General features: G+C 70.4%; 26 protein-coding genes. 13 read left to right on the forward strand and 13 right to left on the reverse strand.

Annotated elements, in window-relative coordinates:
* Positions 1-38: 38 nt before the first annotated feature.
* Positions 39-1802: a glycoside hydrolase family 2 protein gene (locus OG738_RS02405; protein ID WP_329050834.1), complete on the reverse strand. Its 1764-nt coding sequence runs from the start codon at positions 1800-1802 to the stop codon at positions 39-41.
* A gap of 125 nt (positions 1803-1927) precedes the next feature.
* Here OG738_RS02405 and OG738_RS02410 point away from each other — a divergent pair, with 125 nt between their 5' ends.
* Positions 1928-3205 carry a glycosyltransferase family 4 protein gene (locus OG738_RS02410; RefSeq protein ID WP_329050836.1) on the forward strand — a complete coding sequence of 426 codons (1278 nt, stop codon included), beginning with the start codon at positions 1928-1930 and terminating at the stop codon, positions 3203-3205.
* A gap of 211 nt (positions 3206-3416) precedes the next feature.
* On the opposite strand, the gene OG738_RS02415 is transcribed toward OG738_RS02410, so the two are convergent.
* The 3 genes from OG738_RS02415 to OG738_RS02425 all read right to left on the reverse strand — a co-directional run bounded on the left by OG738_RS02415 (position 3417) and on the right by OG738_RS02425 (position 4959).
* A complete protein-coding gene (locus OG738_RS02415; RefSeq protein WP_329050838.1) occupies positions 3417-3545 on the reverse strand; it encodes a hypothetical protein in 129 nt (42 codons plus the stop codon).
* A gap of 119 nt (positions 3546-3664) precedes the next feature.
* Positions 3665-4444 carry a class I SAM-dependent methyltransferase gene (locus OG738_RS02420; protein WP_329050840.1) on the reverse strand — a complete coding sequence of 260 codons (780 nt, stop codon included), beginning with the start codon at positions 4442-4444 and terminating at the stop codon, positions 3665-3667.
* 56 nt (positions 4445-4500) lie between these two features.
* Positions 4501-4959: a nuclear transport factor 2 family protein gene (locus OG738_RS02425; RefSeq protein ID WP_329050842.1), complete on the reverse strand. Its 459-nt coding sequence runs from the start codon at positions 4957-4959 to the stop codon at positions 4501-4503.
* Between the two features lie 91 nt (positions 4960-5050).
* On the opposite strand from OG738_RS02425, the gene OG738_RS02430 reads away from it, so the two are divergent.
* Positions 5051-5587 (forward strand): TetR/AcrR family transcriptional regulator, encoded by a 537-nt coding sequence (locus OG738_RS02430; RefSeq protein WP_329050844.1) that lies wholly within the window; start codon positions 5051-5053, stop codon positions 5585-5587.
* Here OG738_RS02430 and OG738_RS02435 read toward each other — a convergent pair.
* From OG738_RS02435 to aceA, 3 genes are all read right to left on the reverse strand, one after another.
* Positions 5572-6294 carry a DUF899 family protein gene (locus OG738_RS02435; protein ID WP_329050846.1) on the reverse strand — a complete coding sequence of 241 codons (723 nt, stop codon included), beginning with the start codon at positions 6292-6294 and terminating at the stop codon, positions 5572-5574. The two genes, OG738_RS02430 and OG738_RS02435, sit on opposite strands and share 16 nt — an antisense overlap.
* A 168-nt stretch (positions 6295-6462) precedes the next feature.
* Entirely contained in the window at positions 6463-8070 is a 1608-nt protein-coding gene (aceB, locus tag OG738_RS02440; RefSeq protein WP_329050847.1) for a malate synthase A, read from the reverse strand.
* Positions 8071-8160: 90 nt separating this feature from the next.
* Complete coding sequence (aceA, locus tag OG738_RS02445) at positions 8161-9441, reverse strand: isocitrate lyase (protein WP_329050849.1); 1281 nt, start codon at positions 9439-9441, stop codon at positions 8161-8163.
* Positions 9442-9669: 228 nt separating this feature from the next.
* Between aceA and OG738_RS02450 the strand changes: the two genes are divergently transcribed.
* Positions 9670-11094 (forward strand): short-chain fatty acyl-CoA regulator family protein, encoded by a 1425-nt coding sequence (locus OG738_RS02450; RefSeq protein ID WP_329050850.1) that lies wholly within the window; start codon positions 9670-9672, stop codon positions 11092-11094.
* On the opposite strand, the gene OG738_RS02455 is transcribed toward OG738_RS02450, so the two are convergent.
* Both OG738_RS02455 and OG738_RS02460 read right to left on the reverse strand, forming a co-directional pair.
* Entirely contained in the window at positions 11095-11466 is a 372-nt protein-coding gene (locus tag OG738_RS02455; protein WP_329050851.1) for a hypothetical protein, read from the reverse strand.
* Positions 11442-11846 (reverse strand): sigma factor, encoded by a 405-nt coding sequence (locus OG738_RS02460; protein WP_329050852.1) that lies wholly within the window; start codon positions 11844-11846, stop codon positions 11442-11444. The genes OG738_RS02455 and OG738_RS02460 overlap by 25 nt, the downstream gene beginning before the upstream one ends.
* 88 nt (positions 11847-11934) lie before the next feature.
* Between OG738_RS02460 and ilvA the strand changes: the two genes are divergently transcribed.
* Positions 11935-13191 (forward strand): threonine ammonia-lyase IlvA, encoded by a 1257-nt coding sequence (ilvA, locus tag OG738_RS02465; RefSeq protein WP_329050853.1) that lies wholly within the window; start codon positions 11935-11937, stop codon positions 13189-13191.
* 20 nt (positions 13192-13211) lie between these two features.
* Positions 13212-13781: an NADAR family protein gene (locus OG738_RS02470; RefSeq protein WP_329050854.1), complete on the forward strand. Its 570-nt coding sequence runs from the start codon at positions 13212-13214 to the stop codon at positions 13779-13781.
* A 100-nt stretch (positions 13782-13881) separates the two neighbouring features.
* Here OG738_RS02470 and OG738_RS02475 read toward each other — a convergent pair whose 3' ends face one another.
* Positions 13882-14586 carry a FadR/GntR family transcriptional regulator gene (locus OG738_RS02475; protein ID WP_329050855.1) on the reverse strand — a complete coding sequence of 235 codons (705 nt, stop codon included), beginning with the start codon at positions 14584-14586 and terminating at the stop codon, positions 13882-13884.
* A 75-nt stretch (positions 14587-14661) separates the two neighbouring features.
* Here OG738_RS02475 and OG738_RS02480 point away from each other — a divergent pair, with 75 nt between their 5' ends.
* Both OG738_RS02480 and OG738_RS02485 read left to right on the forward strand, forming a co-directional pair.
* On the forward strand, positions 14662-15537 hold the full coding sequence (locus tag OG738_RS02480; protein WP_329050856.1) for a carbon-nitrogen hydrolase family protein: 876 nt from the start codon (positions 14662-14664) through the stop codon (positions 15535-15537).
* On the forward strand, positions 15534-16859 hold the full coding sequence (locus tag OG738_RS02485) for an APC family permease (protein ID WP_329050858.1): 1326 nt from the start codon (positions 15534-15536) through the stop codon (positions 16857-16859). Before OG738_RS02480 ends, OG738_RS02485 begins: the two co-directional genes overlap by 4 nt.
* 1 nt (position 16860) lies before the next feature.
* Here the strand turns inward: OG738_RS02485 and OG738_RS02490 are convergent, their stop codons facing one another.
* Genes OG738_RS02490 through OG738_RS02500 form a run of 3 tightly spaced genes read right to left on the reverse strand, consistent with a single transcriptional unit; the run spans position 16861 to position 18414 of the window.
* Complete coding sequence (locus OG738_RS02490; protein WP_329050860.1) at positions 16861-17256, reverse strand: hypothetical protein; 396 nt, start codon at positions 17254-17256, stop codon at positions 16861-16863.
* Positions 17241-17618: a hypothetical protein gene (locus OG738_RS02495; protein WP_329050862.1), complete on the reverse strand. Its 378-nt coding sequence runs from the start codon at positions 17616-17618 to the stop codon at positions 17241-17243. The genes OG738_RS02490 and OG738_RS02495 overlap by 16 nt, the downstream gene beginning before the upstream one ends.
* A 43-nt stretch (positions 17619-17661) precedes the next feature.
* Positions 17662-18414 carry an acyltransferase gene (locus OG738_RS02500; RefSeq protein WP_329050863.1) on the reverse strand — a complete coding sequence of 251 codons (753 nt, stop codon included), beginning with the start codon at positions 18412-18414 and terminating at the stop codon, positions 17662-17664.
* A 52-nt stretch (positions 18415-18466) separates the two neighbouring features.
* Between OG738_RS02500 and OG738_RS02505 the strand changes: the two genes are divergently transcribed.
* From OG738_RS02505 to OG738_RS02530, 6 genes are all read left to right on the forward strand, one after another.
* On the forward strand, positions 18467-19429 hold the full coding sequence (locus tag OG738_RS02505) for a nucleoside hydrolase (RefSeq protein ID WP_329050864.1): 963 nt from the start codon (positions 18467-18469) through the stop codon (positions 19427-19429).
* Between the two features lie 17 nt (positions 19430-19446).
* Positions 19447-20565, forward strand: coding sequence for a C40 family peptidase (locus tag OG738_RS02510; RefSeq protein WP_329056525.1), 1119 nt, complete (start codon positions 19447-19449; stop codon positions 20563-20565).
* A 198-nt stretch (positions 20566-20763) separates the two neighbouring features.
* A complete protein-coding gene (rox, locus tag OG738_RS02515; protein WP_329050865.1) occupies positions 20764-22218 on the forward strand; it encodes a rifampin monooxygenase in 1455 nt (484 codons plus the stop codon).
* Between the two features lie 72 nt (positions 22219-22290).
* The gene (locus OG738_RS02520; protein WP_329050866.1) at positions 22291-22698 is read left to right on the forward strand and encodes a YciI family protein; all 408 of its coding nucleotides are present in this window, start codon (positions 22291-22293) and stop codon (positions 22696-22698) included.
* An 86-nt stretch (positions 22699-22784) separates the two neighbouring features.
* On the forward strand, positions 22785-23282 hold the full coding sequence (locus OG738_RS02525) for a pyridoxamine 5'-phosphate oxidase family protein (protein ID WP_329050868.1): 498 nt from the start codon (positions 22785-22787) through the stop codon (positions 23280-23282).
* A 14-nt stretch (positions 23283-23296) separates the two neighbouring features.
* Positions 23297-23743: a VOC family protein gene (locus OG738_RS02530; RefSeq protein WP_329050869.1), complete on the forward strand. Its 447-nt coding sequence runs from the start codon at positions 23297-23299 to the stop codon at positions 23741-23743.
* Positions 23744-23745 lie beyond the last annotated feature (2 nt).

Raw genomic sequence — 23745 nt, forward strand, 5'->3', positions numbered from 1 at the left:
CCCGGCGCGACTTTGTAGCCGGAATCGACCACGGCCACTCAGGCCGAACCGGCGTCGATCACCGCTCGTGCGCATTTCGCGACCACCTCCGCGTCGACCTTGAGCACCCGGCGGTCGTACGTCAGCAGGCCGTTGACCTCGTTCTCGACATCGGTCGTCTGGGTGTAGATCGCGCCGGACAGACCACGCTCCCTCACCACCCGCTCCAGAGCGGCACTCACCTCCGCGTACCGCTCGGTGAGGCGCTCGCGGGTCGGCGTCATTTCGTACGCGTTTGGCGGGCCCGGCCAGCGGTGGTCGTCCAGCACCAGGCCGAGGCCGCCGTACTCCCCGTCGACGATTGCTCGGCCGTCGACCACCGTCGGGCCGCCCGGGCCGACATACGTGTGGTCGTCGTAGACGTCGCCCGCACCGGTGTCCGGACGGGAGAAACAGCAGTTGACGCCGCTGTTCGCGATCACCAGGCGGGTCGGGTCGAGCGCTTTGACCAGTTCCGCGACACGGCCCGTGTCGAACTCGCCCCAGCCCTCGTTGAACGGCACCCAGCCGACGATCGACGGGACCGCCCGCAGTTGAGTGATCATTTCGATCAATTCTGCTTCGAACCGCTCACGTGCCCGCGGGACCGGGTCCGGCGCGATGCCGGGCGGGCCGTCGAACGACACCGTCAGCGACGGCATGTCCTGCCAGACGACCAGGCCCAGCGTGTCGGCCCAGTAGTACCAGCGCGCCGGCTCGACCTTGACGTGTTTGCGGACGAAGGTGAAGCCCAGCTCTTTGGTCTTCTCGAGATCGAAGCGCAGGGCGTCGTCGGTGGGCGCGGTCGAGATGCCGTCCGGCCAGTAGCCCTGGTCGAGCGGGCCGTGCAGAAACGTGGGGCGGCCGTTGAGCGCGATCCGGGAGCGGCCGTGGTCGTCCGGGAGCAAACCGATCGTGCGGAGACCGGTGTAGCTGCCGACCTCGTCCAGAACCGCGCCATGCCGGTCACGCAGCTCGACCCGCAGTGTGTAGAGGTGAGGGTCGTCGGGTGTCCAAAGACGTGGTTCGGGAACGTTCACACGCACCGACGTCCCGGCCGCGCCGGCGCCGCGGGCGACCTCGCCGTCTGTGGTCGAAACGACGACACCGACCTCGGAACCGCCGACGACCTGCGGGAACACGGTCACGCCGGTGAGGTCCGGCGTCAGCTCAAGTCGTTCGACACGGGATTCGGGCACCGGCTCGAGCCACACCGTCTGCCAGATTCCGGACGACGCCGTGTAGCAGATCCCGCCGGGCGCGTTGCGCTGCTTGCCGACCGGGAAGGGCTCGATGTCGGTGCGGTCCTCGGCCCGGACGGTCAGCTCCTGCGGCCCCGACGCCCGCAGCACGTCGGTGATGTCCGCGCTGAACGCCGTGTAGCCGCCTTCGTGCGTCGCGACGAGCTGGTTGTTGACCCACACCTTCGCCGTCTGGTCGACGGCGCCGAAGTGCAGGAGGACCCGCTGGCCGGACCAATCGGCCGGGATCTCGACCAGGCGCCGGTACCAGAGGACCTCGTCGCGTCGGCCGATTCCGGACAACGCCGACTCCGGCGGGAACGGAACCAGGATCCGCTCGGCGTAGCCCGACGGCCGTGGTTCGTCCGGCGACGACGGCCAGCCCGCGTACTCCCAGACGCCGTTGAGATTGAGCCAGCGCGGCCGGGTCAGCTGGGGCCGGGGATACTCGGGCAGGGCGTTGTCCGGGCCGACCTCGGCGGTCCACGGAGTGGCCAGGGGCGGGTCGAGCCGGCGCCAGCCGGTGTCCTCTGCTGAAGTCATCCCCGCCGATGGTGGCAGAGATCGCGAGACCCGCCAGTGAGTCGGATCACATTCCGAACTGGATCTGGCCGGTCGGCTGGCACGGGTGCCGCCAAGCCCTTCCGACTCGCGAGTAACCTCTGCCCATGCGTGTGCTGATGCTGTCCTGGGAGTACCCGCCAGTGGCCATCGGTGGCCTGGCCCGGCACGTGCACGCGCTCGCTTGTCACCTTTCGCGACAAGGCCACGAGGTCGTCGTCCTCTGCCGGCACGCGGCCGGCACCGACGCCGGGACGCACCCGCGCACCGACCGCGTCGTCGAGGGCGTGCGGATCATCCGGGTCGCCGAGGACCCGATGCACGTGACGTTCGAACGCGACCTCGTCGCGTGGACGCTCGCCATGGGACACGCCATGATCCGCGCCGCGCAGGACCTGCTGCGCGGCTGGCAGCCCGATGTCGTCCACGCGCACGACTGGCTGGTCGCACACCCGGCCATCGCGATCGCCGAGGCCGCGCGGGTGCCGTTGGTCGGCACGATCCACGCGACCGAGGCCGGCAGGCACTCCGGCTGGCTGTCGCACCCGCTGAACCAGCAAGTTCACTCGGTCGAGTGGTGGCTCGCGAACCGCGCCGACGCGTTGATCACCTGCTCGCAGGCCATGCGCCGCGAGGTCGCGCACCTCTTCGAGGTCGAGGCCGGCGACGTCACGGTGATCCACAACGGCATCGAGGAACGCGGCTGGCAGGTGCCGGCGAAGGAGATCGCGCGGGCGCGTGAGGTCTACAGCCCGGCCGGTGCGCCGCTGTTGCTCTATTTCGGACGGCTCGAGTGGGAGAAGGGCGTGCAGGACCTGCTGGCCGCGCTGCCCCGCATCCGGCGGCGGCACCCCGGCACGCGGGTGGTCGTCGCCGGAAAAGGACGACACTTCGACGAGCTGGTCGAGCAGTCGCGGAAGCTGCGGGTGCGGCGCGCGGTCGACTTCGTCGGGCACCTGTCGGACCGCGACCTGCGGGCGGCGCTGGCCGCGGCCGACGCCGTGGTGCTGCCCAGCCGGTACGAGCCGTTCGGGATCGTCGCGCTCGAAGCCGCGGCGGCGAAGGCACCGCTGGTCGCGTCCACGGCCGGCGGGCTCGGCGAGGTCGTGGTGCACGGCGAGACCGGGCTGGCGTTCAGCCCGGGCGACGTCGGTGCGCTGGCCGACGCGGTGACCACGGTCCTCGACGACGCGGACGCGGCAGCCGAGCGGGCGCGGGCGGCGCAGTCCCGGCTGGCCGCGGACTTCGACTGGGGCCGGATCGCCGAAGCGACCGTCGCGGTCTACCGGCGAGCGAAGGCGGGTGAGCCAGTGGAGCTGCCGCGGCCGAAGATCGCGACCGGCAACGCCTTCGAGCCGGTCGCGGCCGGGGTGCCGGTACTGTAGGTAGCCGAGTCCGGCACGATGCTGCCGCGGCGACAAGGTATCGCGGGCGGCCGCGCCTGCACGGGCGACGCAACCCGGCTAGTGCGGCACCAGGTCGAATCGGTGCGGCAGCCGCCGTGGTCCACCTGCGGACCACGCCAGGTGAGCGGTGAAGGCACCGCAGTCGACGCCACGGACCCTGCGAGAAGCCGAACTGTAGGTAGCGACCCGCTCAGAAGTGGCAGGGCCGGACGCAGTCCGAGTGCGCCGAGGTGGGCGCGGACGTGGTCACGACGGCGCCGAAAGAGAAGGACAACACGACGAACACGGTGGCGACGACAGCTCTCAACCTGCTGCTCATGGGGACTCCTCGGGAAGGCCAGCGCAAGGAAGCGCCTCGCAGCGAGCATCCGCGCCGGTTCCCGGGGAAACAATAAGCGGAACACTACGGGTCGGTACCCATTCGCCTTCCGTGATCGGTCACCGGGTTCCAGTCAAGATGCGGACGCGGACCTGTTCCCGCAGTGGTCCGTACGGCGACAACGCCGCGCGGACGCGCTCGGTGAACGCCGGTCGCTCCTCGGGCGCAGGCAGCTGGGACGGGTTCATTGCCGAAAAAACGCCACCGGCGATCTCCTCGACAGTCAGCGACGCGTCGTACGTGACGACCTGGGCGTCGACCGCGTATCCCGCCGCCGCGAGAGCGTCCGCGTAGCGCGTCTGGCTCGCGTCGTCCGTTCCGCACGTGCGGTGGACCGGTGTCCCCAAATACGACGAGACCACCTCGCGCAACGCGGCCGACCATGCCGTGTCCTGGAGCCACAGCGGCTCGCCGTTGGTCACCACCGCGACGCCGCCGCCCGGACGCAGCAGCGGGCGCGCCGCGGTGAACAGCTTCGCGTGGTCCATCCAGTGCAACGCCTGGGCCACCGTCACCGCGGCCAGCCGACGCGGACCGAGGGCCGGCGTCAGCGCGCCGATGTCGGGGTCCGCGCCCAACAGCCAGCTCACGTTCGGCAGCGAAGTCGCCTTGCGGGCCTGGTCGAGCATCGCCGGTTCCGGGTCCATGCCCAGCACCGCGCCCACCCGGGGCGCCAGCACTCGGGTGAGCTGGCCGGTGCCGCAGCCGAGGTCGAGCACGACGTCGTCGCGCGTCAGTCCGAACGCCGTCGCCAGCGCGTCCGCCACCGTGGGCGGGTAGCCGCGGCGGAATCGCTGGTAGTACTCGCTCACTTCGCCGCCGAACGCCGGTTCCGTCATGGCACGAGCATGCCCACGGCCTGGTGCGACAAGGGCCGGTTACGCCCGAAGCGGATTCAGAAGACCGGCAGCAGGACGCCGTGCTCGGACTCCGGGCGGGGGCCGAAGATCCGGCGGTCGGACGCTGCGATCGGCACGTCGTTGATGCTCGCCTCGCGCCGCCGCATCAGGCCTTCGTCGCTGAACTCCCACAGCTCGTTGCCGTAGCTGCGGAACCACTGGCCGTCGGCGTCGCGGGACTCGTACTGGAACCGGACGCCGATGCGGTTGCCGCGAAAGCCCCACAACTCCTTGCGCAGCGCGTAGTCCAGCTCGCGCTCCCACTTCGCGGTCAGGAACCTGACGATCTCCGCGCGGCCCACGACGTGCTGGTCGCGATTGCGCCACACCGAATCCTCCGTGTAGGCCAACGAGACGCGCTCGGGGTCGCGGGTGTTCCACGCGTCCTCGGCGGCCTGGACCTTCTGGCGGGCGGTGTCCTCGTCGAACGGCGGGAACGGCGGGCGCGGGGTCATGGCAGCTCCTTCGGAGACATGGAGAACGTGCGTTCTCCAGCTACCCCGGTAGAGTAGAGAACGCTCATTCTCCCCACCAGAGGCAGGTGACATGACCCTCACGGAGGCGACCGACCGGCTCCTGGAAGCCGCCGAGGAGCTCTTCTACGCCCACGGCGTCCAGGCCGTCGGGATGGACGCCGTCCGCGCGCGCTCGGGTGTCTCGCTCAAGCGGCTCTACCAGCTGTTCCCGGCGAAGAAAGACCTGGTCGAGGCCTATCTCCGGCGCCGCGACGCACGCTGGCGGGCGTCGTTGCGCGAATTCGTCCACGCCCGCGGCGACGACCCGCTCGCCGTGTTCGGCTGGCTGCGGAACTGGTTCTCCGAGCCCGGCTTCCGAGGCTGCGCGTTCATCAACTCGTTCGGCGAGTTCGGCGAACCGGCGCCGGGCGTCGCGGCGGCGATCCGCGAGCACAAGGACCAGGTCCGGGTTTACCTGCGTGGTCTCATTTCCGACGAAACCACTGCTGACCAGCTGTTCTCCCTCGTCGAAGGCGCGACCGTGCTCGCCGCGATCACCGGCGACCCGGGCGAAGCGACGAAAGCCCGCGAAGCAGCGAAGGTGCTACTGGCTCACTCACAGCAGTAGTCGAGCTGCTCGTCCCAGTCGACGCCGCGGCCGGCGGGGGTGAGGTCGAACAGGTTCCAGACCGGCTCGAGCGTGCCGAGGTGGCGCGGGTCCTGGCCGGGTTCGGCCGGCGCGTACAGCAGCTCCGAACCCCAGAAGTGCCGAACGCCGCCGTCCTCGCGCCGGAAGACGTTGACCATCGGGCGCGCGCTGCCGTCTTCGGTCTCGGCGTGGTAGTCGCGGCTGAACGTCGTGCCGGCGCAGGAGAACAGCCGCAAGCGGCGCCAGCCGCGTTCCGCCGCGAAGGTCGTCAGGTGCTCAACCGGCGCCCGGGCGACGACGACGAAGTCCGCGTGCGGCGAGACGTGCTCCACCGCGCCGTCGAGCTGATCGAGCAACGCCGTGCAGGACGGGCACGGGCCCTGGTCGAGCGGCAGCTGGGCACTGTCACCCGACGACGGACCGGGCCGGTCGTCGATCGGGTCCCGCGGGAACATGAAGTGGTAGGCGATCACCGTGTCGTTGCCCGGGGAGAACAGCTCCGACAGACGGACGGCGCCATCGCCGCCCTGGAAGACGTAATCCTCCGGCACGAGGCCGCCGGGCGGGAGGGCGCGGCGTTGTTCGGCCACCGCCTCCATCTCGTGGCGCAGCGCGGCTTCCCGGTCCAGCAGACGGTCACGCGCGGCGCGGTACTCGGGCGTTTCGCCCGGGAAGCTCAGGCTCATCCTCGAAAAGTACAACGAAACCGGCCCGGCGACGGGGAGCCGCCGTCGCCGGACCAGTTTCGAACCACACCATCCCAACCAGTGTGGATCCGGCCGCCCCTCGTCAGGTAGGGGCGGCCGGGGCTCGAAGCACTCGTTACCGCCGAGAGCGCATCGAACGCAGCCCTGCTACCGGGCGTCGGTGAGGTACCGCGCGTAGGCACCCGTCGTGAGGAAGCTCGGCAGCTTCTCGCCCAGCGCGGTCTCGGTGAAGATCTCGTACGCGTCGTCGAGGCGGTTGCCCGTACCCAATTCGGCGCGGACCGACGCGAGCTCGTCGTTCAGGTACTCGACCGCCAGCTCGCGGGTCAGGGCCGTGCCGTCCTCGAGCTTCGTGCCGTTGCGGATCCACTGCCAGACCTGGCAGCGCGCGATCTCCGCGGTGGCCGCGTCCTCCATCAGGTTGTGGATCGCCGCCGCGCCGGTGCCGCGCAGCCACGCGTCGACGTAGCGCAGCGCGACGTTGATGTTCGCGCGCACGCCCGCTTCGGTGACTTCGCCGCCGGCGCTGGCCACGTCGAGCAGGTCCTCGGCGGTGACGTGGACGTCGTCGCGCAGCTTGCCGAGCTGGTTGGGCCAGCCGCCGAGCACGCCGTCGAAGACCTCGCGGCAGATCGGGACCAGGCCCGGGTGCGCGACCCAGGAGCCGTCGAAACCGTCGCCGGCCTCGCGTTCCTTGTCGGCGCGGACCTTCTCGGCCGCGGTCGCGTTGATCTCCGGGTCCTTGCTCGGGATGAACGCGGCCATGCCGCCGATGGCGTGCGCGCCGCGCTGGTGGCAGGTGCTCACCAGCAGTTCGGTGTAGGCCCGCATGAACGGCACGGTCATCGTGACCTGCGCGCGGTCCGGCAGCACGAAATCGGCGCCGTGCGCGGCGAAGTTCTTGATGAGGCTGAAGATGTAGTCCCAGCGGCCCGCGTTGAGACCCGCCGCGTGCTCGCGCAGCTCGTAGAGGATCTCGTCCATCTCGAACGCCGCGGTGATCGTCTCGATCAGCACGGTCGCGCGGATCGTGCCACGCGGGATACCGAGTTCTCGCTGCGCCATCAGGAAAACGTCGTTCCACAGGCGCGCTTCGAGGTGGTTCTCGAGCTTGGGCAGGTAGAAGTACGGGCCGACGCCGCGGGCGAGCAGCTGGCGCGCGTTGTGGAAGAAGTACAGGCCGAAGTCGACCAGGCTCGCCGACACCGGGCGGCCGTCGATGCGGATGTGCTTCTCCACCAGGTGCCAGCCGCGAGGCCGCGCGACGATCGTCGCCGGGTCGTCCCCGATCGTGTAATGCTTGCCGGCCTCGGTGGTGAAGTCGATGTTGCGGCGGATCGCGTCGTAGAGATTGACCTGGCCGTCGATGACGTTGTGCCACGTCGGCGACGTCGCGTCCTCGAAGTCCGCCAGCCAGACCTTCGCGCCGGAGTTCAGCGCGTTGACCGTCATCTTGCGGTCGGTCGGGCCGGTGATCTCGACGCGGCGGTCCTCGAGGCCCGGCGCGGTCGGGGCGACCTGCCACGACTGGTCGTCGCGGATCTGGCGCGTCTCGGGCAGGAAGCCGAGCGGCTTCTCGCCGGACTGCAGTTCCTCGCGCCGCGTGCGGCGGGCGTCGAGCAGCTCGCGCCGGCGTCCGGCGTACGTGTTGTCCAGCTTGGCCAGGAAGTCGAGTGCCGCCGGGGTCAGGATCTCCGCGAACCGGCCGTCGACCTCGCCGGTGACCTCGATGCGGTAGTTCAGCCGATCAACCATGGGGTGCCTCCGCGAGCTGTGGGCAGGGAAGGAAGAAGGGAGGGACGCGGCCTGACGACGGAGGGGGGCGCCGTCAGGCCGCGGCCGGGATCAGTGGAACTGGGCTTCTTCGGTGGAGCCCTTGAGCGCGGTGGTCGAGCTCTCCGGGTTCAGCGCCGTCGCGACGTTGTCGAAGTAGCCGGTGCCGACCTCGCGCTGGTGCTTGGTGGCGGTGTAGCCGCGGCTCTCCGAAGCGAACTCGCGCTCCTGCAGGTCGACGTAGGCGGTCATGCCTTCGCGGGCGTAGCCGTGGGCCAGGTCGAACATCGAGTAGTTCAGCGCGTGGAAGCCGGCCAGCGTGATGAACTGGAACTTGTAGCCCATGTGGCCGAGCTCGCGCTGGAACTTCGCGATCGTCGCGTCGTCCAGGTGCTTCTTCCAGTTGAACGACGGCGAGCAGTTGTAGGCCAGCATCTGGTCCGGGAACTTCGCCTTGATCGCCTCGGCGTACTTGCGCGCCACCTCGAGGTCCGGCTCCGACGTCTCCATCCAGAGCAGGTCGGCGTACTGGGCGTAGGCCAGGCCGCGCTCGATGCACGGCTCGATGCCGTTGCGGACCTCGTAGAAGCCCTCGGCGGTGCGGCCGCCGGTGAGGAACTGCTGGTCGCGCTCGTCGACGTCGCTGGTCAGCAGCGTCGCGGCCTGCGCGTCGGTGCGGGCGACGACCAGGGTCGGCACGTTCAGCACGTCCGCGGCGAGACGCGCGGCGTTCAGCGTGCGCTCGTGCTGCTTGGTCGGGATCAGCACCTTGCCGCCGAGGTGACCACACTTCTTCTCGGACGCGAGCTGGTCTTCCCAGTGCACGCCCGCGGCGCCGGCGGCGATCATGCCCTTCATCAGCTCGAACGCGTTGAGGGGGCCACCGAAGCCGGCCTCGGCGTCGGCGACGATCGGCGCGTACCAGTCGATGTCCGTGTTGCCCTCGGCCCAGTTGATCTGGTCGGCGCGGCCGAGCGCGTTGTTGATGCGGCGGACGACGGCCGGGACCGAGTTGGCCGGGTAGAGGCTCTGGTCCGGGTAGGTCTGGCCCGACAGGTTGGCGTCGGCCGCGACCTGCCAGCCGGACAGGTAGATCGCCTGCAGGCCCGCGCGGACCTGCTGGACGGCCTGGTTGCCGGTCAGGGCGCCGAGCGCGTGGATGTAGTCCTCGGTGTGCAGGAGGTCCCACAGCTTCTCCGCGCCGCGGCGGGCCAGGGTGTGCTCCTCGACCACGCTCCCGCGCAGCTTGATCACGTCTTCGGCCGAGTAGGAGCGCTGCACGCCCGCCCAGCGGGGGTCGTTCGCCCACTGCGCCGCCAGCTCCGCGGCCGCCTGCTTGGCCTGTTCCGTCATCGGTACTCCCGGTGTTGCGAAGTTTGCGATTGCTCGCCTTGCCTGACTTGACCCTCGCACGGCTGGGAAAATTCGGTCCAGCTGTCCAACTTGCCAATTTGTGCGAAGGGTCCGTAGGCTCTTTGCAAAGGTTGCGAATCGACTGGTTCGCAACGGATCGAAAATCCGCGTTCTTGACCGTTCACGTAACCGTTCACGACCGGAAACCTTCCGGAGAGGTGGCCTCGAATGGAGAAGACTTTCGCCGGGGCGAGGTTGCGGCATCTGCGCGAAAGCCGGGCGATGAGCCAGGCCGACCTCGCTCGTGTGCTGGAGATCTCACCCAGCTACCTCAACCAGATCGAGCACAACTCGCGCCCCTTGACCGTGCCCGTGCTGCTGCGGATCACGCAGGCGTTCGGCGTCGACACCGAGTTCTTCGCGAACAACGACACGTCCCGGCTGGTCGCCGACGTCAAGGAAGCCCTGCTCGACGAGGTCCTCGGCATCGACGTCACCACCAGCGAACTCAACGAGCTGGCGACGAACCTGCCGGCGATCGCGCAGGCGCTGGTCAAGCTGCACCGCAGCTACCGCAACGCCGTCGAGAGCACCGCCGCGCTGACCACGGAAAACGGCCTGGGCCTGCACGGCAGCGCGGCGGCGCCGCTGCCGCACGAGGAGGTCCGCGACTTCTTCTACGAGCGTGAGAACTACGTCGCCGAGCTGGACGAACGCGCCGAGAAGATGGCAGCCGACATCCCGCTGCAGCGCGGGCAAGTGCTCGGCGCGCTGAAGGAACGGCTTTGGCAGCGCTACGGCGTCGAGGTGACCAACGACGGGATCGACGAATCCGCCGGTCAGCAGCACCGCTACGAGCCGGTGACGCGGGTGCTGCGGCTGGCGCCCAGCCTGCGGGTCGGGCAGCAGGCGTTCCGCATGGCTTCGCAGATCGCGCTGCTCGAGTACGACGACCTGATCACCGAGCTGGCCGACTCGTGGGCGTTCTCCGGGCCGGCCGCGCGTTCGCTGGCTCGCGTCGGCTTGGCGAACTACTTCGCAGGGGCGCTGATCCTCCCCTACGGACCGTTCCTGGCCACGGCCGAGCGGTTCCGCTACGACATCGAGCGGCTGTGCGACCACTACGGCGTCGGCTTCGAGACCGCCTGCCACCGGCTGTCCACTTTGCAGCGTCCGAAGCAGCGCGGGGTGCCGTTCTCGTTCGTGCGCGTGGACCGCGCGGGGAACATGTCGAAGCGCCAGTCCGCGGCGGGCTTCCACTTCTCCCGGGTGGGCGGCGCCTGTCCCTTGTGGAACATCTACGAGGCGTTCACCCAGCCGGGGAAGATCCTGACGCAGATCGCGACGCTGCCGGATGGCAAGAGCTACTTCTGGATCGCGCGGACGATCTCGCGCAACATCGGCGGGTACGGCAGCCCCGGCAAGACGTTCACGGTCGGGCTGGGCTGCGAACTGCGCCACGCGGGCCGGCTCGTCTATTCGACGGGCCTCGACCTGGACGAGCCGGCCGCCGCGACGCCGATCGGGATGGGCTGCAAAGTCTGCGAACGCCCGGCCTGTTCGCAGCGCGCGTTCCCGACGATCGGGAAGCAGCTCACGGTGGACGAGAACACGAGCACCTTCGTGCCCTACCCGGCGGTGCCGAAGGGCTGATCACCCGATCACGTGCGTCGTCCACTTCGCCTCGTCCGGGCCGATCAGCGTGATCCGGCTCAGCAACTCCTGCGAAGTGATGCCCGCGGCCTGCGGCTGGTCGATCGCGACGCACGCCTGCAGTCCGTTCTTCTTCGTGCACTTCGGGTCGCCGAGGCCGTCCGCGCGGCCGCCCGGGAGGGAGACCGTGATCGTCGCCAAAGCGCCGTTCGACGAGTACTGGAGCACCGCCCGCCACGGGACGCCGTCGGTCTCCAGGCGGCGCCACAGGCCGATGTCGGCGACGCGGAACGTCTCCGGCAGACCGGTGATGTGCAGCGGCAAGGGCACCGCACGATTCGCGAACGTCACCTCCCCGGCGACGCGCAGCAAGACTGCTGCTGGTCGGCGCCGAAGTAGCGCTGAACGACGGTCGCGCGCTGTCGCGCCGGCAGCCGGTCCAGCGCGGCCCGCAGGTCGAGCGCCGTGTCGAGGTCCGGGCCGGGTGCCGGTGACGGGTCGTGGTCGGCGCCGCGCAGGTCGACCCGCTTCCACCACGACGTCCGCTGCTCGGCGAGGTAGGTGTTGACCAGCGTGCGGCGCGCGTAGCCGTCGAGGTTGTCCGCGCGGGTGGCCCGTGACCAGTTCGCGTAGAGCCGGGTGATCGCCGTCTGGACCAGGTCGTCGGCCCGGTGCCAGCCACCGCAGAGCAGGTACGCGACCTTGCGCAACCAGCCCGCCCGTGTGGTCACGTATTCGGTGAAGCCGTCCACCGGCGCCCCCTGTCCTGTTCGTCACCCCTTTGATGCGCCCGGAGGCCCGGGCGGTTGCCCGGGACGCCCGAGTCGTAGATTCAGCGGGGTGCACGACATCGACACGGTGACCGCCGCGACCATCGAAAAGGCCGCCGAGCGGCTGGCCGGGGTGGTGACCCGCACGCCGCTGGAGCCGAGTGCGCGGCTGTCGTCCCGAGTGGACGCCCAGGTCTGGGTGAAGCGCGAAGACCTGCAGACCGTCCGGTCGTACAAGATCCGCGGTGCCTACAACTTCATCGTCCAGCTCGGCGAGGACGTCCGCACGCGAGGCGTCGTCTGCGCCAGCGCGGGCAACCACGCCCAGGGCGTTGCGTACGCGTGCCGGCGGCTCGGCGCGGACGGCCGCGTGTACGTCCCGGGGACGACGCCGCGGCAGAAGCGCGAACGCATCGCGACGCTCGGCGGCGCGCACATCGAGGTCATCGTCGTCGGCGAAACGTACGAAGACGCCTTCGCCGCGGCCAACGAGGACGCCCAGCGCACCGGCGCGACACTCGTGCCCGCGTTCGACGACGTCCGGACCGTCGCCGGCCAGGGCACGGTCGCGCTGGAGGTCATCGAGCAGCTCGGCTTCGTCCCGGACGTCGTGGTCGTCCCGGTCGGCGGTGGCGGGCTGCTCGCCGGCGTCGGCAGCTGGCTGCGTGAACGGCACCCCGAGGTCCGGGTCGTCGGTGTCGAGCCCGCGGGGGCGGCGTGCATGGCGGCCGCTTTGGAGGCAGGACAGCCGGTGCGGCTGCCCGAGCTCGACTCGTTCGTCGACGGCGCGGCCGTGCGCGAGGCCGGCGCGGTCACCTACCCGCTGATCCGCGAGAGCGGCGCCGAGCTGACCGCGGTCCCCGAGGGCGCGGTGTGCACCGAAATGCTGGCGATGTACCAGTCCGACGGCATCATCGCCGAACCCGCGGGCGCGCTCGCCGCGACGGCGCTCGGCACGGTCGTCCGCGTCGAGCCCGGGCAGACCGTCGTGGTCCTCGTCTCCGGCGGGAACAACGACGTCAGCCGCTACAGCGAGATCCTCGAACGCTCGCTGATGCACGAAGGGCTGAAGCACTACTTCCTCGTCGGGTTCCCGCAGGAGCCGGGCGCGCTGCGGCGGTTCCTCGAGCAGGTGCTCGGGCCCGAGGACGACATCACCCGCTTCGAGTACGTCAAGCGCACCAACCGCGAGCTGGGCCCGGCGCTGGTCGGCGTCGAGATCGCACGCTCGTCCGACCTGCCGGGACTGCTGGCGCGGATGGACGCGAGCCCGCTGCAGGTGGAGCGGATCGAGCCGGGGAGCCCCCTGTTCCACTTCCTGCTCTGAGCGCGTGGTCCACTAGGCGGATGGTGAAGGTCGACGGGGTCCGCAGTGTCGAGGCGTTGCGCGAAAAGGTCCACGAGGGTGCGGAGCCCGAGTACCTGCTGTTCTACGGGCACACGCCCACGAAGTCCGGCCGGGTGACGGCGAGCTGCCTGAGCCAGTGGTGGGTCGACCCGTTCGAGGCCGACGGCGTCGTCTACCCGACCGCCGAGCACTTCATGATGGCCGGCAAGGCGGAGCTGTTCGGCGACCACGAGAAGGCGGCGCTGATCCGGGAGACGCCCGACGCGAAGACGGCGAAGGTGCTCGGCCGCGAGGTCGCCGGGTTCGACGCCGCCGTCTGGGAGCGGCACCGGTTCGACGTCGCCGTCGACGGCAACCTGGCCAAGTTCCGGGCCCACCGCGACTTGCGCCGGTTCCTGGTCGCCACCGGCGAGGCGGTGCTCGTCGAGGCCTCGAAGAAGGACCTCGTCTGGGGCACGGGGCTCGCGCGTGAAGAGAAGAACGCGACCAAGCCGGACTACTGGCGCGGGCTGAACCTGCTCGGCTTCGCGCTGATGGAGGTCCGCGAGCAGCTGCGGGCCCGCGCCTGAACCCCGGCGCCCCGGGAGCGACCTCGCCGGCGCGCAGCCTGTGTCGAAGAAAGCGACAACGACGTTTACGCAGCTCAGCGAGCTTGGAGCGGCGCGATCTTCAGCCGAGGCCGACGAACATCGTCTGGTGCAGGCCGCGCACGTGCTTCCGTGTCACCCGGGCCGCCGCGTCCGGGTCGCCCGCCGCCAGGGCTTTGACCACTTTCGCGTGGTCTCGGTTCGACTCACGCAGCTTTCCCATCGGGTACGGCAGGTAGAACCGGTACAGCTCGGCGAGCACCGCCTTGTACTGCGCGACCGCCCCGGCCGGCCCTGTCGCGGCGACCGTCCGGTGGAACTCGGCGTCGAGCTCGTGGAACTCCGCCCAGCCCGTCGCCGTGTCCATGCGGGCGACCAACGTCCGCAGGCGCGCGAGGTCTGGTGACCGCTTCGCCACCAACTGGACCAAACCCGTCTCGAGGACCAGGCGGTGGTCGATCAGTTCGCGGACCTCCGCTGCCGACTCGCGGTACGCGCCGACCTCGCCGACTCGTTCTGTCGGCGGATTTTCGACCACGCGCGTTCCGCCGCCGCGGCCGCGGCGGCGTTCGATCAGGCCGTCGCCGACCAACGACTCCAGTGCGCGGCGGACCGTGATCTCCGCGACGCCCAGCGCCCGCGCGATCTCCGCGTTCGCCGGCAGGCGCTCCCCCGGCTTCAGCAGGCCCAGCTCCACCGCGAGCGCGATGCGGGCGCGGACGGTGTCCAGTGCGGACAGCCGCCGGATGCCGGTCAGGGCCGGGGCGCTCAGGTCTGCCGTCGCCATGACCGGACCGTACCGCACAAACTGCTCATCTTGAGCAGTCTTGTTTAAGTGTTCAAGATGGACTATTTTTCGAGCATGTCGCGACCGTTGCCGATCGCCCTGGTGCAAGCGCCACCCCGGCCCGCGGGAGACGCCGGGTTCGCGGGCGAGGTCGAGGACGTCCTCCACCGGTTTCCGGACACGCGGCTCGCCGCCTTCCCCGAGCTGCACCTCTGCGGCGTCGACGGCGAAGGCGACGAACGCACCGAGCAGCTCCGGGCCGCCGCCCAGCCGTTGGCCGGAAAACGGACCAAAGAGCTCGGTGAGCTGGCCGGGGACCTCGGGATCTGGCTCGCGCCCGGCACCGTTTGCGAAGAAGGCGACCACGGCGAGCTGTTCAACACCGCCCTGGTCTTTTCCCCGCGGGGCGAGCTGGCCGGCTGGTACCGCAAGGTCTTCCCCTGGCGGCCGCACGAGCCGTACAACCCCGGCGACCGGTTCGTCGTCGCCGATCTGGCCGACGCCGGCCGCGTCGGGTTCTCCATCTGCTACGACGCCTGGTTCCCCGAAGTGACCCGGCACCTCGCCTGGATGGGCGCCGAGCTCGTGCTCAACCCGGTCCAGACGACGACTCCCGACCGGGCCCACGAGGTCGTTCTCGCGCGGGCGAACGCCATCGTCAACCAGGTCTTCGTCGCCAGCGTGAACACGGCCGGGCCGTTCGGGATGGGCGACAGCCTGCTCGTCGGGCCGGAGGGCGACGTCCTCGGCGCGTTGCCGGGAAACGACCACGGCGTCCTCGCCCACACGATCGACCTCGACGAGGTGGCGCGCGTTCGGCGCGACGGCACCGCGGGCACCAACCGGATGTGGGCGCAGTTCACTCCCGCCGACGCGCCGCTGCACCTGCCGCTCTACCAGGGCCGGATCGACCCGGACCGCTGGCGTCCACGAGAAGGAGACGACCGATGACCTCCACGGCCGCGGCCCCGGCCGCCCTCCAGCGCCGGCTCGGCCTGCCCGGCGTCGTCCTGTTCGGGCTCGCCTACATGGCTCCGCTGATCGTGCTCGGCACCTTCGGCATCGTCGCGACGACGACCGAGGGCACCGTGCCCTCGGCGTACCTGCTCGCCCTGGTCGCCATGCTGTTCACCGCGGCGAGCTACGGGAAGATGGCCGCCACCCATCCCGTCGCCGGCTCGGCCTACACCTATGTCCGGAAATCGGTCGACGCGCGCGCCGGGTTCCTCGTCGGGTGGGCCGTGCTGCTCGACTACTTCTTCCTGCCGATGGTGATCTGGCTGATCGGCGGCGCCTACCTCTCCGCCGAGTTCCCGGCGGTGCCCCAGTGGATCTGGTTGATCACTTTCATCGCGTTGACCACGATCCTCAACGTGCTCGGCATCCAGATCGCCGAGAAGGCGAACTTCGTCCTCATGGCGTTCCAGCTGCTGGTGATCGGGTTCTTCGTCGTTCTTTCGGTCAAGCAGGTGCTGCACGTCCACGCCTCGCTCGCCAGCACCCAACCGTTCTTCCACCAGGGCAGCACGCTGGGCACGATCTCCGGCGGCGCCGCGCTCGCGACGTACTCCTTCCTCGGCTTCGACGCCGTGACGACGTTGACCGAAGAGACGACCGAGCCGCGCAAGACCATCCCCCGCGCCATCCTGCTCACCGCGCTGATCGGCGGCGGCATCTTCATCGTGCTCGCCTACTTCACCCAGCTCGCGCACCCGGGCAGCGCGTTCACCGACGAGTCGTCCGCCGCGTTCGAAATCGCGACGACGATCGGCGGCAACCTCTTCGCGTCGTTCTTCCTCGCCGGCCTGGTCGTCGCGCAGTTCGCGTCGGGGATCGCCGCGCAGGCGAGCGCGTCGCGGCTGATGTACGCCATGGGCCGCGACGGCGTGCTGCCGCGGATCTTCGGCAAGCTCCAGCCGCGGTTCGCGACGCCGGTGTTCGGCATCGTCCTGACCGGGCTCGTCGGGCTGGTCGCGCTGGCGCTGGACGTCAGCACGTCGACGTCGTTCATCAACTTCGGCGCGTTCACCGCGTTCACCTTCGTCAACGTCAGTGTGATCGCGACCTGGCTGCGCGACCGCGCCGGGAAACGCGTGCTGACCTGGGTGGTCTTCCCGGTGATCGGGGCCGTGGTCGATTTGTGGCTACTGGTCAACCTCGACGGCATCGCGCTGGTGTTCGGGCTGGTCTGGCTGGCGATCGGCATCGTCGTCCTGACGGCGATCACCCGCGGCTTCCGGCGGCCGCCGCCGGAGATGACCTTCGAGGAGTAGGTCAGGGGCAGTCGCTCTCGCCGCCGCTCCACTCGACGCAATGGGTGGGCTCCGGCGGCGGGGGCGGCGAGTGGTGGGTCTGCGCCCACCGCACCGGCGCAACCACGGCGACCACCGCGAGGCAGACGCCGTAGAACCAGGTCCAGCCCCGCCGCCGCGTCGTCGCCGAAACGACCACGCCCAGGCCAGGGATGCCCGCCCCGAGCCAGGACGCCCAGGTGAAGGTCGCGCTCGCCGCCGCGGGGTCGCCGGGACCGAGCCCGATGCCGTACGCCGTCAACGCGCCCTGCAAGAACATCAGCGGGACGACGATCAGCCACACCACCGCGCCGACGGCCAGCAGGGTGTAGGTGGCCGCGTCGCGGAGGTCCCGCCACACGGTCAGCCGCCCGGGCATTCGTTGTCACCCCCGCTGTGCTCGACGCAGTGCCGCGGACCCGGCGGGGGCGGCGGCGCGTGCCGCACGTGGTCGAGCCAGTTCAGTCCGGCGACCGCGATGGCCACGACCAGGCAGATCCCGAAGAACCACGTCCAGCCGCGCCGGCGCGTGGTCGCCGCGATGACCACGCCGACCAGCGGCAACCCGGCGCCGAGCCAAGCCGCCCAGGTCAGGTAGCCGTCGCCCGGGTGCGTGCTCGCGCCGAACACCGGGATGCTCGCCAGGATGCCCAGCAAGACCAAGAACGGGACGACGAGAAGCAAGCCCACCGCGCACAACGCCAGCACGACCGAGGCCCACGCGGTCCGGATCTCCCCCATTGGGCCAGTATGTCCGGCCCGGGGACGAAACGACTGAGTAGTTCTACTGCTCGAGCGTCTTCTGAAGCGCCTTGTTCGCCTTGCGCGCCATGTCGGCGACGGCTTCACGGCGAGCCGCGTCAGCCGCGTAGTCCTCTTCGCGGTTGCGGACGACGCGAGCCGGCGCGCCGACCGCGATCGAGTAGTCCGGAATGTCACCACGGACGACCGCGTGCGCGCCCAGCACCGAGCCGCGGCCGATGCGGGTGCCCTTCAGGACGCTCACCTTCGTGCCGAGCCAGGTGTCCGGGCCGATGCGCACCGGGGACTTCACGATGCCCTGGTCCTTGATCGGCACGTGGATGTCCGAAATGACGTGGTCGAAGTCACAGATGTACACCCAGTCGGCGACCAGCGTGGCCGCGCCGAGCTCGATGTCGAGGTAGCAGTTGATCACGTTCTGGCGGCCGAACACGGACTTGTCGCCGATCCGCAGCGAGCCCTCGTGGCAGCGGATCGCGTTGCCGTCGCCGATGTGCACCCAGCGGCCGATCTCCAGCCGCCCGTAGCCCGGCCGGCAGTGGATCTCGACGTCCTTCCCGAGGAAGAGCATCCCGCGCAGGATGATGTGCGGGTTGGCGAGCCGGAACTTGAGCAGCCGGTAGTACCGGACGAGGTACCAGGGCGTGTACGCGCGGTTGCGCAGCACCCAGCGCAGCGAGTCGGCGGTCAGGAACTTCGCCTGCCGCGGATCGCGCCGCGCGCGCCGCCAGGCCCGCACCCGCGACAGTGCGGGTGCACCCCACATCGACGTCATGCCCGTGACCGTAACCTGTGTGCGGGACGGGTTCGCAGGCAAGGGGAGCTGGATGGGCACGAAGCTGATCATCGACACCGACCCGGGCGTCGACGACGCGCTGGCGATCGCGCTGGCGGCGCTGTCCCCGGACGTCGAGCTGCTGGGCGTGACGTCGGTGTTCGGCAACGTGCCACTGGACCGCACGACCTCGAACGCGCGGCGGCTGCTGGAGCTGTTCGGCCGCACCGACGTGCCCGTGGCCGCTGGGGCGGCGCGGCCGCTGGTGTATTCGAAGCCGCGTGACGCCAAGGAGGTCCACGGCGGCGACGGCCTGTCGGGCCACTCCTACACCTTGCCCGAGGCGAGCCGGCCCCTCGACGAGCGCGACGCCGTCCGGCTCATGCTGGACATCCTCGAAGCGTCGGACGAGCCGGTGACCATCGCCCCGATCGGGCCGCTGACCAACATCGCCGCGCTGTTCGCCGCCCACCCGGGCGCGGCGGCGAAGATCGCGCGACTCGTGATCATGGGTGGCGGCGTGACGTTCGGCAACAGCACCACCGCCGCCGAGTTCAACATCTGGAGCGATCCCGAATCGGCCCGCCGGGTGCTGGTCGAAGAGGACATCCCGGTCGTGCTCGTGCCGCTCGACCTCACGCACCGCTGCGCCGTCGACGGCGAATGGCTGGCGAAGCTCGCGGCGTCCGGCCCGGTCGGCGCGACCCTCGAAGGCCTCACCGCCACCTACCGGCAGCACTACACGCGCGTCTTCGGCGAGGACCGCATGGTCATGCACGACGCCGTCGCGGTCGCCGAGGCGATCTCGCCGGGAATCCTGCACACCGAGACCTACCGCGTCGACGTCGACTGCGGGCTGGGCCCGGCGCGCGGGCAGACCCTGGTCGACCGGCGACGGCTCGGCGAGGACGATCCGCAGTTCAGTCCCGGCCGCCCGATCGAGGTCGCGATGGACACCGACCTCGACGGCCTGCGCGGCTTCGTCCTCGACCGCCTGACCGGGGCCGCGCGGTGAGCGAAGAGCCCGAGGCCGTGCCGGAGGAGACGCCCGAGCCCCGCCGCCGGAAGGCCGCCGTCGTGGTGGCCGCGGTGGTCGTGGTCGCCGCCGCGCTCGTCGTCGGCGTCCAGTTCGCGCCGAAGCAGCAGGAGACGGAGAACGCCGCCGCGACGAGCACGCCCACGCCGTCTGTCGCGAAAACGACCACGCCTCCGCAGACGTCGACGCCGCCGAAGGTGCCCGAAGCGAGCGAGTTCGACGCCTGGGCGTCCAAGACCAGCCAGTGGCTCGACATCCCGCTGCGCGCGATGGTCGGCTACGCGAAAGCGACGACGAAGCTGAGCAAGGACGTTCCCGGCTGCCACCTTTCGTGGGTGACGCTGGCCGCGGTCGGAAAAGTGACCACCGACCACGGCCGTGCACGCGGCGGGCAGATCGGCACCACCGGCGTCCTCGACAAGCCGCTGGCCACGATCGAGGTGCGCGACTTCTACGACAAGGTCGTCTCGACGGCGAACGCCGCCGGGCCGATGCAGCTCTCCCCCGCGCTCTGGGCGAAGTACCAGGCGAGCTACGCGGGCGGGAAGCCCGATGTCCAAAACATCGACGACGCCGCGCTGACCACGGGCCGCGCGCTGTGCGACGGCGGCGCCGACCTCTCCCAGGGCCAGCCGTGGTGGGACTCGGTCGCGAAGCTGCAGTCGGCGCCGCTGTTCCTGCACCGGACGCTGGCCACGGTGAACGTCTACGGCACGGTCGGCCAGGCCGCGGCGCCGCCGAACCCGGCGGTGCTGAGCGCGGTGAACTTCGCCATCGACAAGATCGGCCTCCCCTACATCTGGGGCGGCAACGGCACCGGCGGCAGCGACCCGGGCTTCGACTGCTCGGGCCTGACGACGGCGGCGTACGCGAGCGCCGGCGTCAAGCTGATGCGCACGGCCGACACGCAGTTCCGGAGCGTCCCGCACGTGACCGACCCGCAGCTGGGCGACCTGATCTTCTACGGCGAGCCGTCGACGAAGATCCACCACGTCGGCCTCTACATCGGCAACCAGCAGATGATCGACGCACCGCAGACCGGCCAGGCCGTGCAGGTGCACACCTACCGCAAGGACGGCGACGACTACGCGGGCGCCGGCCGCCCGACGGCCTGACCCAGGTCGCCGGGATAAGGATTGGACGGCGCGACGCCCGGGCTTGTAGCTTGCCCTGGATCGTGACACCGCCCGAGGAGGTGAGACCCATGAACGCTGTATCGCTGTGGGTGCTCTCCCTTCCCGTCACGGCCGGGCGATCGACGTAGGTGTCGCCGGGAGCGCCTCGACCCCAAGGCACTCCCGAAAGGCACCACCATGGACTCTTCGCGTTTCCCCGCCGAGCCGTCGTACGACGTCGTCATCGCCGGGTGCGGGCCGACCGGCGCGATGCTGGCTGCCGAACTGCGGCTGCACGACGTGCGGGTACTCGTTCTGGAGCGGGAAACCGAGCCCGTTTCGTTCGTCCGCATCGTCGGCCTGCACATCCGCAGCATCGAGCTGATGGCCATGCGCGGTCTGCTGGACCGCCTCCTCGAACGCGGACGGCAGCGTCCGGCCGCCGGCTTCTTCGCCGCCATCGGCAAACCCGCGCCGCGGGACCTGGATTCCGCGCACGCCTACCTGCTGGGCATCCCGCAGCCGGCCATCGTCGACCTGCTCGAAGACCACGCGACCCGCCTGGGCGCGCAGGTCCGGCGCGGGTGCGCGGTGGCCGGCTTCGAGCAGGACGACGAGGGCGTGACCGTCGAGCTGGGCGACGGCGAACGGCTGCGGACCCGCTATCTCGTCGGCTGCGACGGCGGGCGCAGCACGGTCCGCAAGCTGCTCGGCGTCGGCTTCCCCGGCGAGCCCTCGCGGACCGAGACGCTGATGGGCGAGCTGGAAGTGACCGCGCCGCAGGCGGAGATCGCCGCCAAGGTCGCGGAAGTCGGCGAGACCGTCAAGCCGTTCTGGCTCCGGCCCTTCGGCGGCGGGGCCTACAGCGTCGTGGTGCCCGCCGGCGAAGTCGGCGATCGCGCGGAATCGCCCACCCTCGAGCATTTCCGGACCCGGCTGCGCGCCGTCGCCGGAACGGACTTCGGCGTGCACTCCCCGCGCTGGTTGTCGCGATTCGGCGACGCCACCCGGCTGGCCGAGCAGTACCGGGTCGGGCGGGTGCTGCTGGCCGGCGACGCGGCGCACATCCACCCGCCGACCGGCGGACAGGGCCTCAACCTGGGCGTCCAAGACGCCTTCAACCTCGGCTGGAAACTGGCCGGCCGGATCCGCGGCTGGGCACCGGACCCGTTGCTGGACACCTACCAGGCCGAACGCCATCCGGTCGCCGCGGACGTGCTGGACAACACCCGGGCCCAGATGGAGCTGCTGTCCCCCGAACCGGGTCCGCGGGCCGTGCGCCGGCTGCTCACCGAGCTGATGGACTTCGACGAAGTGAACCGCTACCTGATCGGGAAGATCGCCGCGATCGACATCCGCTACGACTTCGGCGACGGCCCCGACCTGCTCGGCCGCCGGCTGCGCGACATCGACGTCGAACAGGGCCGCCTCTACGGCCTGCTGCATCGCGGCCGCGGCCTGCTGCTGGACCGCACCGAACGCCTGACCGCCGACGGCTGGGCGGACCGCGTCGACCACCTCGCGGATCCCACCGCGGCCCTGGACGTCCCGGCCGTCCTGCTGCGCCCCGACGGCCACGTCGCCTGGATCGGCGACGACCAGCGGGACCTGGACGACCACCTCGCCCGCTGGTTCGGCGGTCCCGTCGGCTGAATCCGGTGATCGGGTGCGTCCCAGCGGGGAGAACGGCCAGGATGGGACGCACCCGTACCGAGGAGAACCACGATGGCCAAGTACCTCCTGCTCAAGCACTACCGCGGAGCTCCGGCGCCGGTGAACGACGTGCCGATGGGCCAGTGGACGCCCGAAGAGGTCTCGGCGCACCTGAAGTACATGGAGGACTTCGCGGCCCGGCTCCAGGAGACCGGCGAGTACGTCGACCACCAGGCGCTCGCCCCCGAGGGGACGTTCGTCCGGTTCGACGGCGAGGGCCGCCCGCCGGTCACCGACGGGCCGTTCGCCGAGACCAAGGACCTCATCGCCGGCTGGATGGCGATCGACGTCGACAGCTACGAGCGCGCCCTCGAACTGGCCGGGGAACTGTCGGCGGCGCCCGGCGCGGGCGGGAAGCCGGTCGCGGAGTGGCTGGAGCTGCGGCCGTACTACGGTTCGACACCCACGACTATCAAGTGACCCACGTCACAGTCGAGCTGTGTCGAGACGCCGTCCGCAGCTGCGTCCCGGGCACGAAGCACAGCCGATCCGACGAGGAGACCGACATGCAGCAGCGCACCATCGACGAGGTCCTGAACCGCCCGTACAGCCAGGAACTCCTGGCCAGGGACCTGACCCGGCTGGCCTACACCGCGCTCGACGGCACGCCCCGCGTGATCCCGATCGCGTTCACCTGGAACGGCTCGCAGATCGTCCTGTGCACCCCCACGAACGCCCCCAAACTGCCCGCGCTGCGCCGCAACCCGGCGGTCGCCCTGACGATCGACACCGAGGTGCACCCGCCGAAGATCCTGCTCATCCGCGGGCGGGCCGAGCTGGACGTCGTCGAGGGCATCCCGGACGAGTACCTGCAGTTCAACGGCACCTACGAGATGACACCGGAGCAGCGAGTGGAGTGGGAAGAGGGCGTGCGGTCGCTTTACGACGGCATGGTCCGGATCGTCGTCACGCCGACCTGGGCCAAGCTGATCGACTTCGAGACGACGCTGCCCACCGCCGTCGAGGAACTGGTGCGGCGGCGCGACGAGCGTCAGGACGCCTGAGGAGGGAAATCACCATGGAGAACAAGACCTTTCCGCGACTGGAACACCTCGGCGTCGTCGTGCGGGACCTCGCGGCCGCGACGGCCTTCTTCGTCGAGCTCGGGCTCGAGGTGGAGGGCGAGGCGACGGTCGAGGGTCCCGCGGTCGACCGCATCAACGGCCTCGACGGCGTGCGGTCGGACATCGTGATGCTGCGGCCGCCGGACGGCCACGGACGGCTCGAGCTGGCCCGCTACCACACGCCGGCCGGCCCGGAAGGCGACCCGCGGGCGCCCGCGAACACACCCGGCCTCCGGCACGTCCTCTTCGAGGTCGAAGGCATCGAGGACGTTCTCGACCGGCTGCGGCCGCACGGCGCCGAGCTGGTCGGCGAGGTGGTGCAGTACGAGGACAGCTGGCGGCTCTGCTACGTCCGCGGCCCCGAGGGGATCATCGTCGAACTGGCCGAACGGGTCCGGTGACG

Origin of the sequence: Amycolatopsis sp. NBC_01488, from assembly GCF_036227105.1 — a bacterium.
GTDB lineage: Bacteria > Actinomycetota > Actinomycetes > Mycobacteriales > Pseudonocardiaceae > Amycolatopsis.

Excerpts from the sequence above, each read along its gene's own strand:
- OG738_RS02450 (WP_329050850.1), top strand. The coding sequence starts at position 9,670 with ATGGAGAAGACTTTCGCCGGGGCGAGGTTGCGGCATCTGCGCGAAAGC.
- OG738_RS02410 (WP_329050836.1), top strand. The coding sequence starts at position 1,928 with ATGCGTGTGCTGATGCTGTCCTGGGAGTACCCGCCAGTGGCCATCGGT.
- OG738_RS02500 (WP_329050863.1), bottom strand. The coding sequence starts at position 18,414 with ATGACGTCGATGTGGGGTGCACCCGCACTGTCGCGGGTGCGGGCCTGG.
- aceB (WP_329050847.1), bottom strand. The coding sequence starts at position 8,070 with ATGGTTGATCGGCTGAACTACCGCATCGAGGTCACCGGCGAGGTCGAC.
- OG738_RS02495 (WP_329050862.1), bottom strand. The coding sequence starts at position 17,618 with ATGGGGGAGATCCGGACCGCGTGGGCCTCGGTCGTGCTGGCGTTGTGC.
- OG738_RS02525 (WP_329050868.1), top strand. The coding sequence starts at position 22,785 with ATGCAGCAGCGCACCATCGACGAGGTCCTGAACCGCCCGTACAGCCAG.
- OG738_RS02425 (WP_329050842.1), bottom strand. The coding sequence starts at position 4,959 with ATGACCCCGCGCCCGCCGTTCCCGCCGTTCGACGAGGACACCGCCCGC.
- OG738_RS02475 (WP_329050855.1), bottom strand. The coding sequence starts at position 14,586 with ATGGCGACGGCAGACCTGAGCGCCCCGGCCCTGACCGGCATCCGGCGG.
- OG738_RS02530 (WP_329050869.1), top strand. The coding sequence starts at position 23,297 with ATGGAGAACAAGACCTTTCCGCGACTGGAACACCTCGGCGTCGTCGTG.
- OG738_RS02520 (WP_329050866.1), top strand. The coding sequence starts at position 22,291 with ATGGCCAAGTACCTCCTGCTCAAGCACTACCGCGGAGCTCCGGCGCCG.
- OG738_RS02430 (WP_329050844.1), top strand. The coding sequence starts at position 5,051 with ATGACCCTCACGGAGGCGACCGACCGGCTCCTGGAAGCCGCCGAGGAG.
- OG738_RS02490 (WP_329050860.1), bottom strand. The coding sequence starts at position 17,256 with ATGCCCGGGCGGCTGACCGTGTGGCGGGACCTCCGCGACGCGGCCACC.
- aceA (WP_329050849.1), bottom strand. The coding sequence starts at position 9,441 with ATGACGGAACAGGCCAAGCAGGCGGCCGCGGAGCTGGCGGCGCAGTGG.
- OG738_RS02480 (WP_329050856.1), top strand. The coding sequence starts at position 14,662 with ATGTCGCGACCGTTGCCGATCGCCCTGGTGCAAGCGCCACCCCGGCCC.
- OG738_RS02415 (WP_329050838.1), bottom strand. The coding sequence starts at position 3,545 with ATGAGCAGCAGGTTGAGAGCTGTCGTCGCCACCGTGTTCGTCGTGTTG.
- rox (WP_329050865.1), top strand. The coding sequence starts at position 20,764 with ATGGACTCTTCGCGTTTCCCCGCCGAGCCGTCGTACGACGTCGTCATC.
- OG738_RS02435 (WP_329050846.1), bottom strand. The coding sequence starts at position 6,294 with ATGAGCCTGAGCTTCCCGGGCGAAACGCCCGAGTACCGCGCCGCGCGT.
- OG738_RS02470 (WP_329050854.1), top strand. The coding sequence starts at position 13,212 with ATGGTGAAGGTCGACGGGGTCCGCAGTGTCGAGGCGTTGCGCGAAAAG.
- OG738_RS02405 (WP_329050834.1), bottom strand. The coding sequence starts at position 1,802 with ATGACTTCAGCAGAGGACACCGGCTGGCGCCGGCTCGACCCGCCCCTG.
- OG738_RS02420 (WP_329050840.1), bottom strand. The coding sequence starts at position 4,444 with ATGACGGAACCGGCGTTCGGCGGCGAAGTGAGCGAGTACTACCAGCGA.
- OG738_RS02485 (WP_329050858.1), top strand. The coding sequence starts at position 15,534 with ATGACCTCCACGGCCGCGGCCCCGGCCGCCCTCCAGCGCCGGCTCGGC.
- OG738_RS02505 (WP_329050864.1), top strand. The coding sequence starts at position 18,467 with ATGGGCACGAAGCTGATCATCGACACCGACCCGGGCGTCGACGACGCG.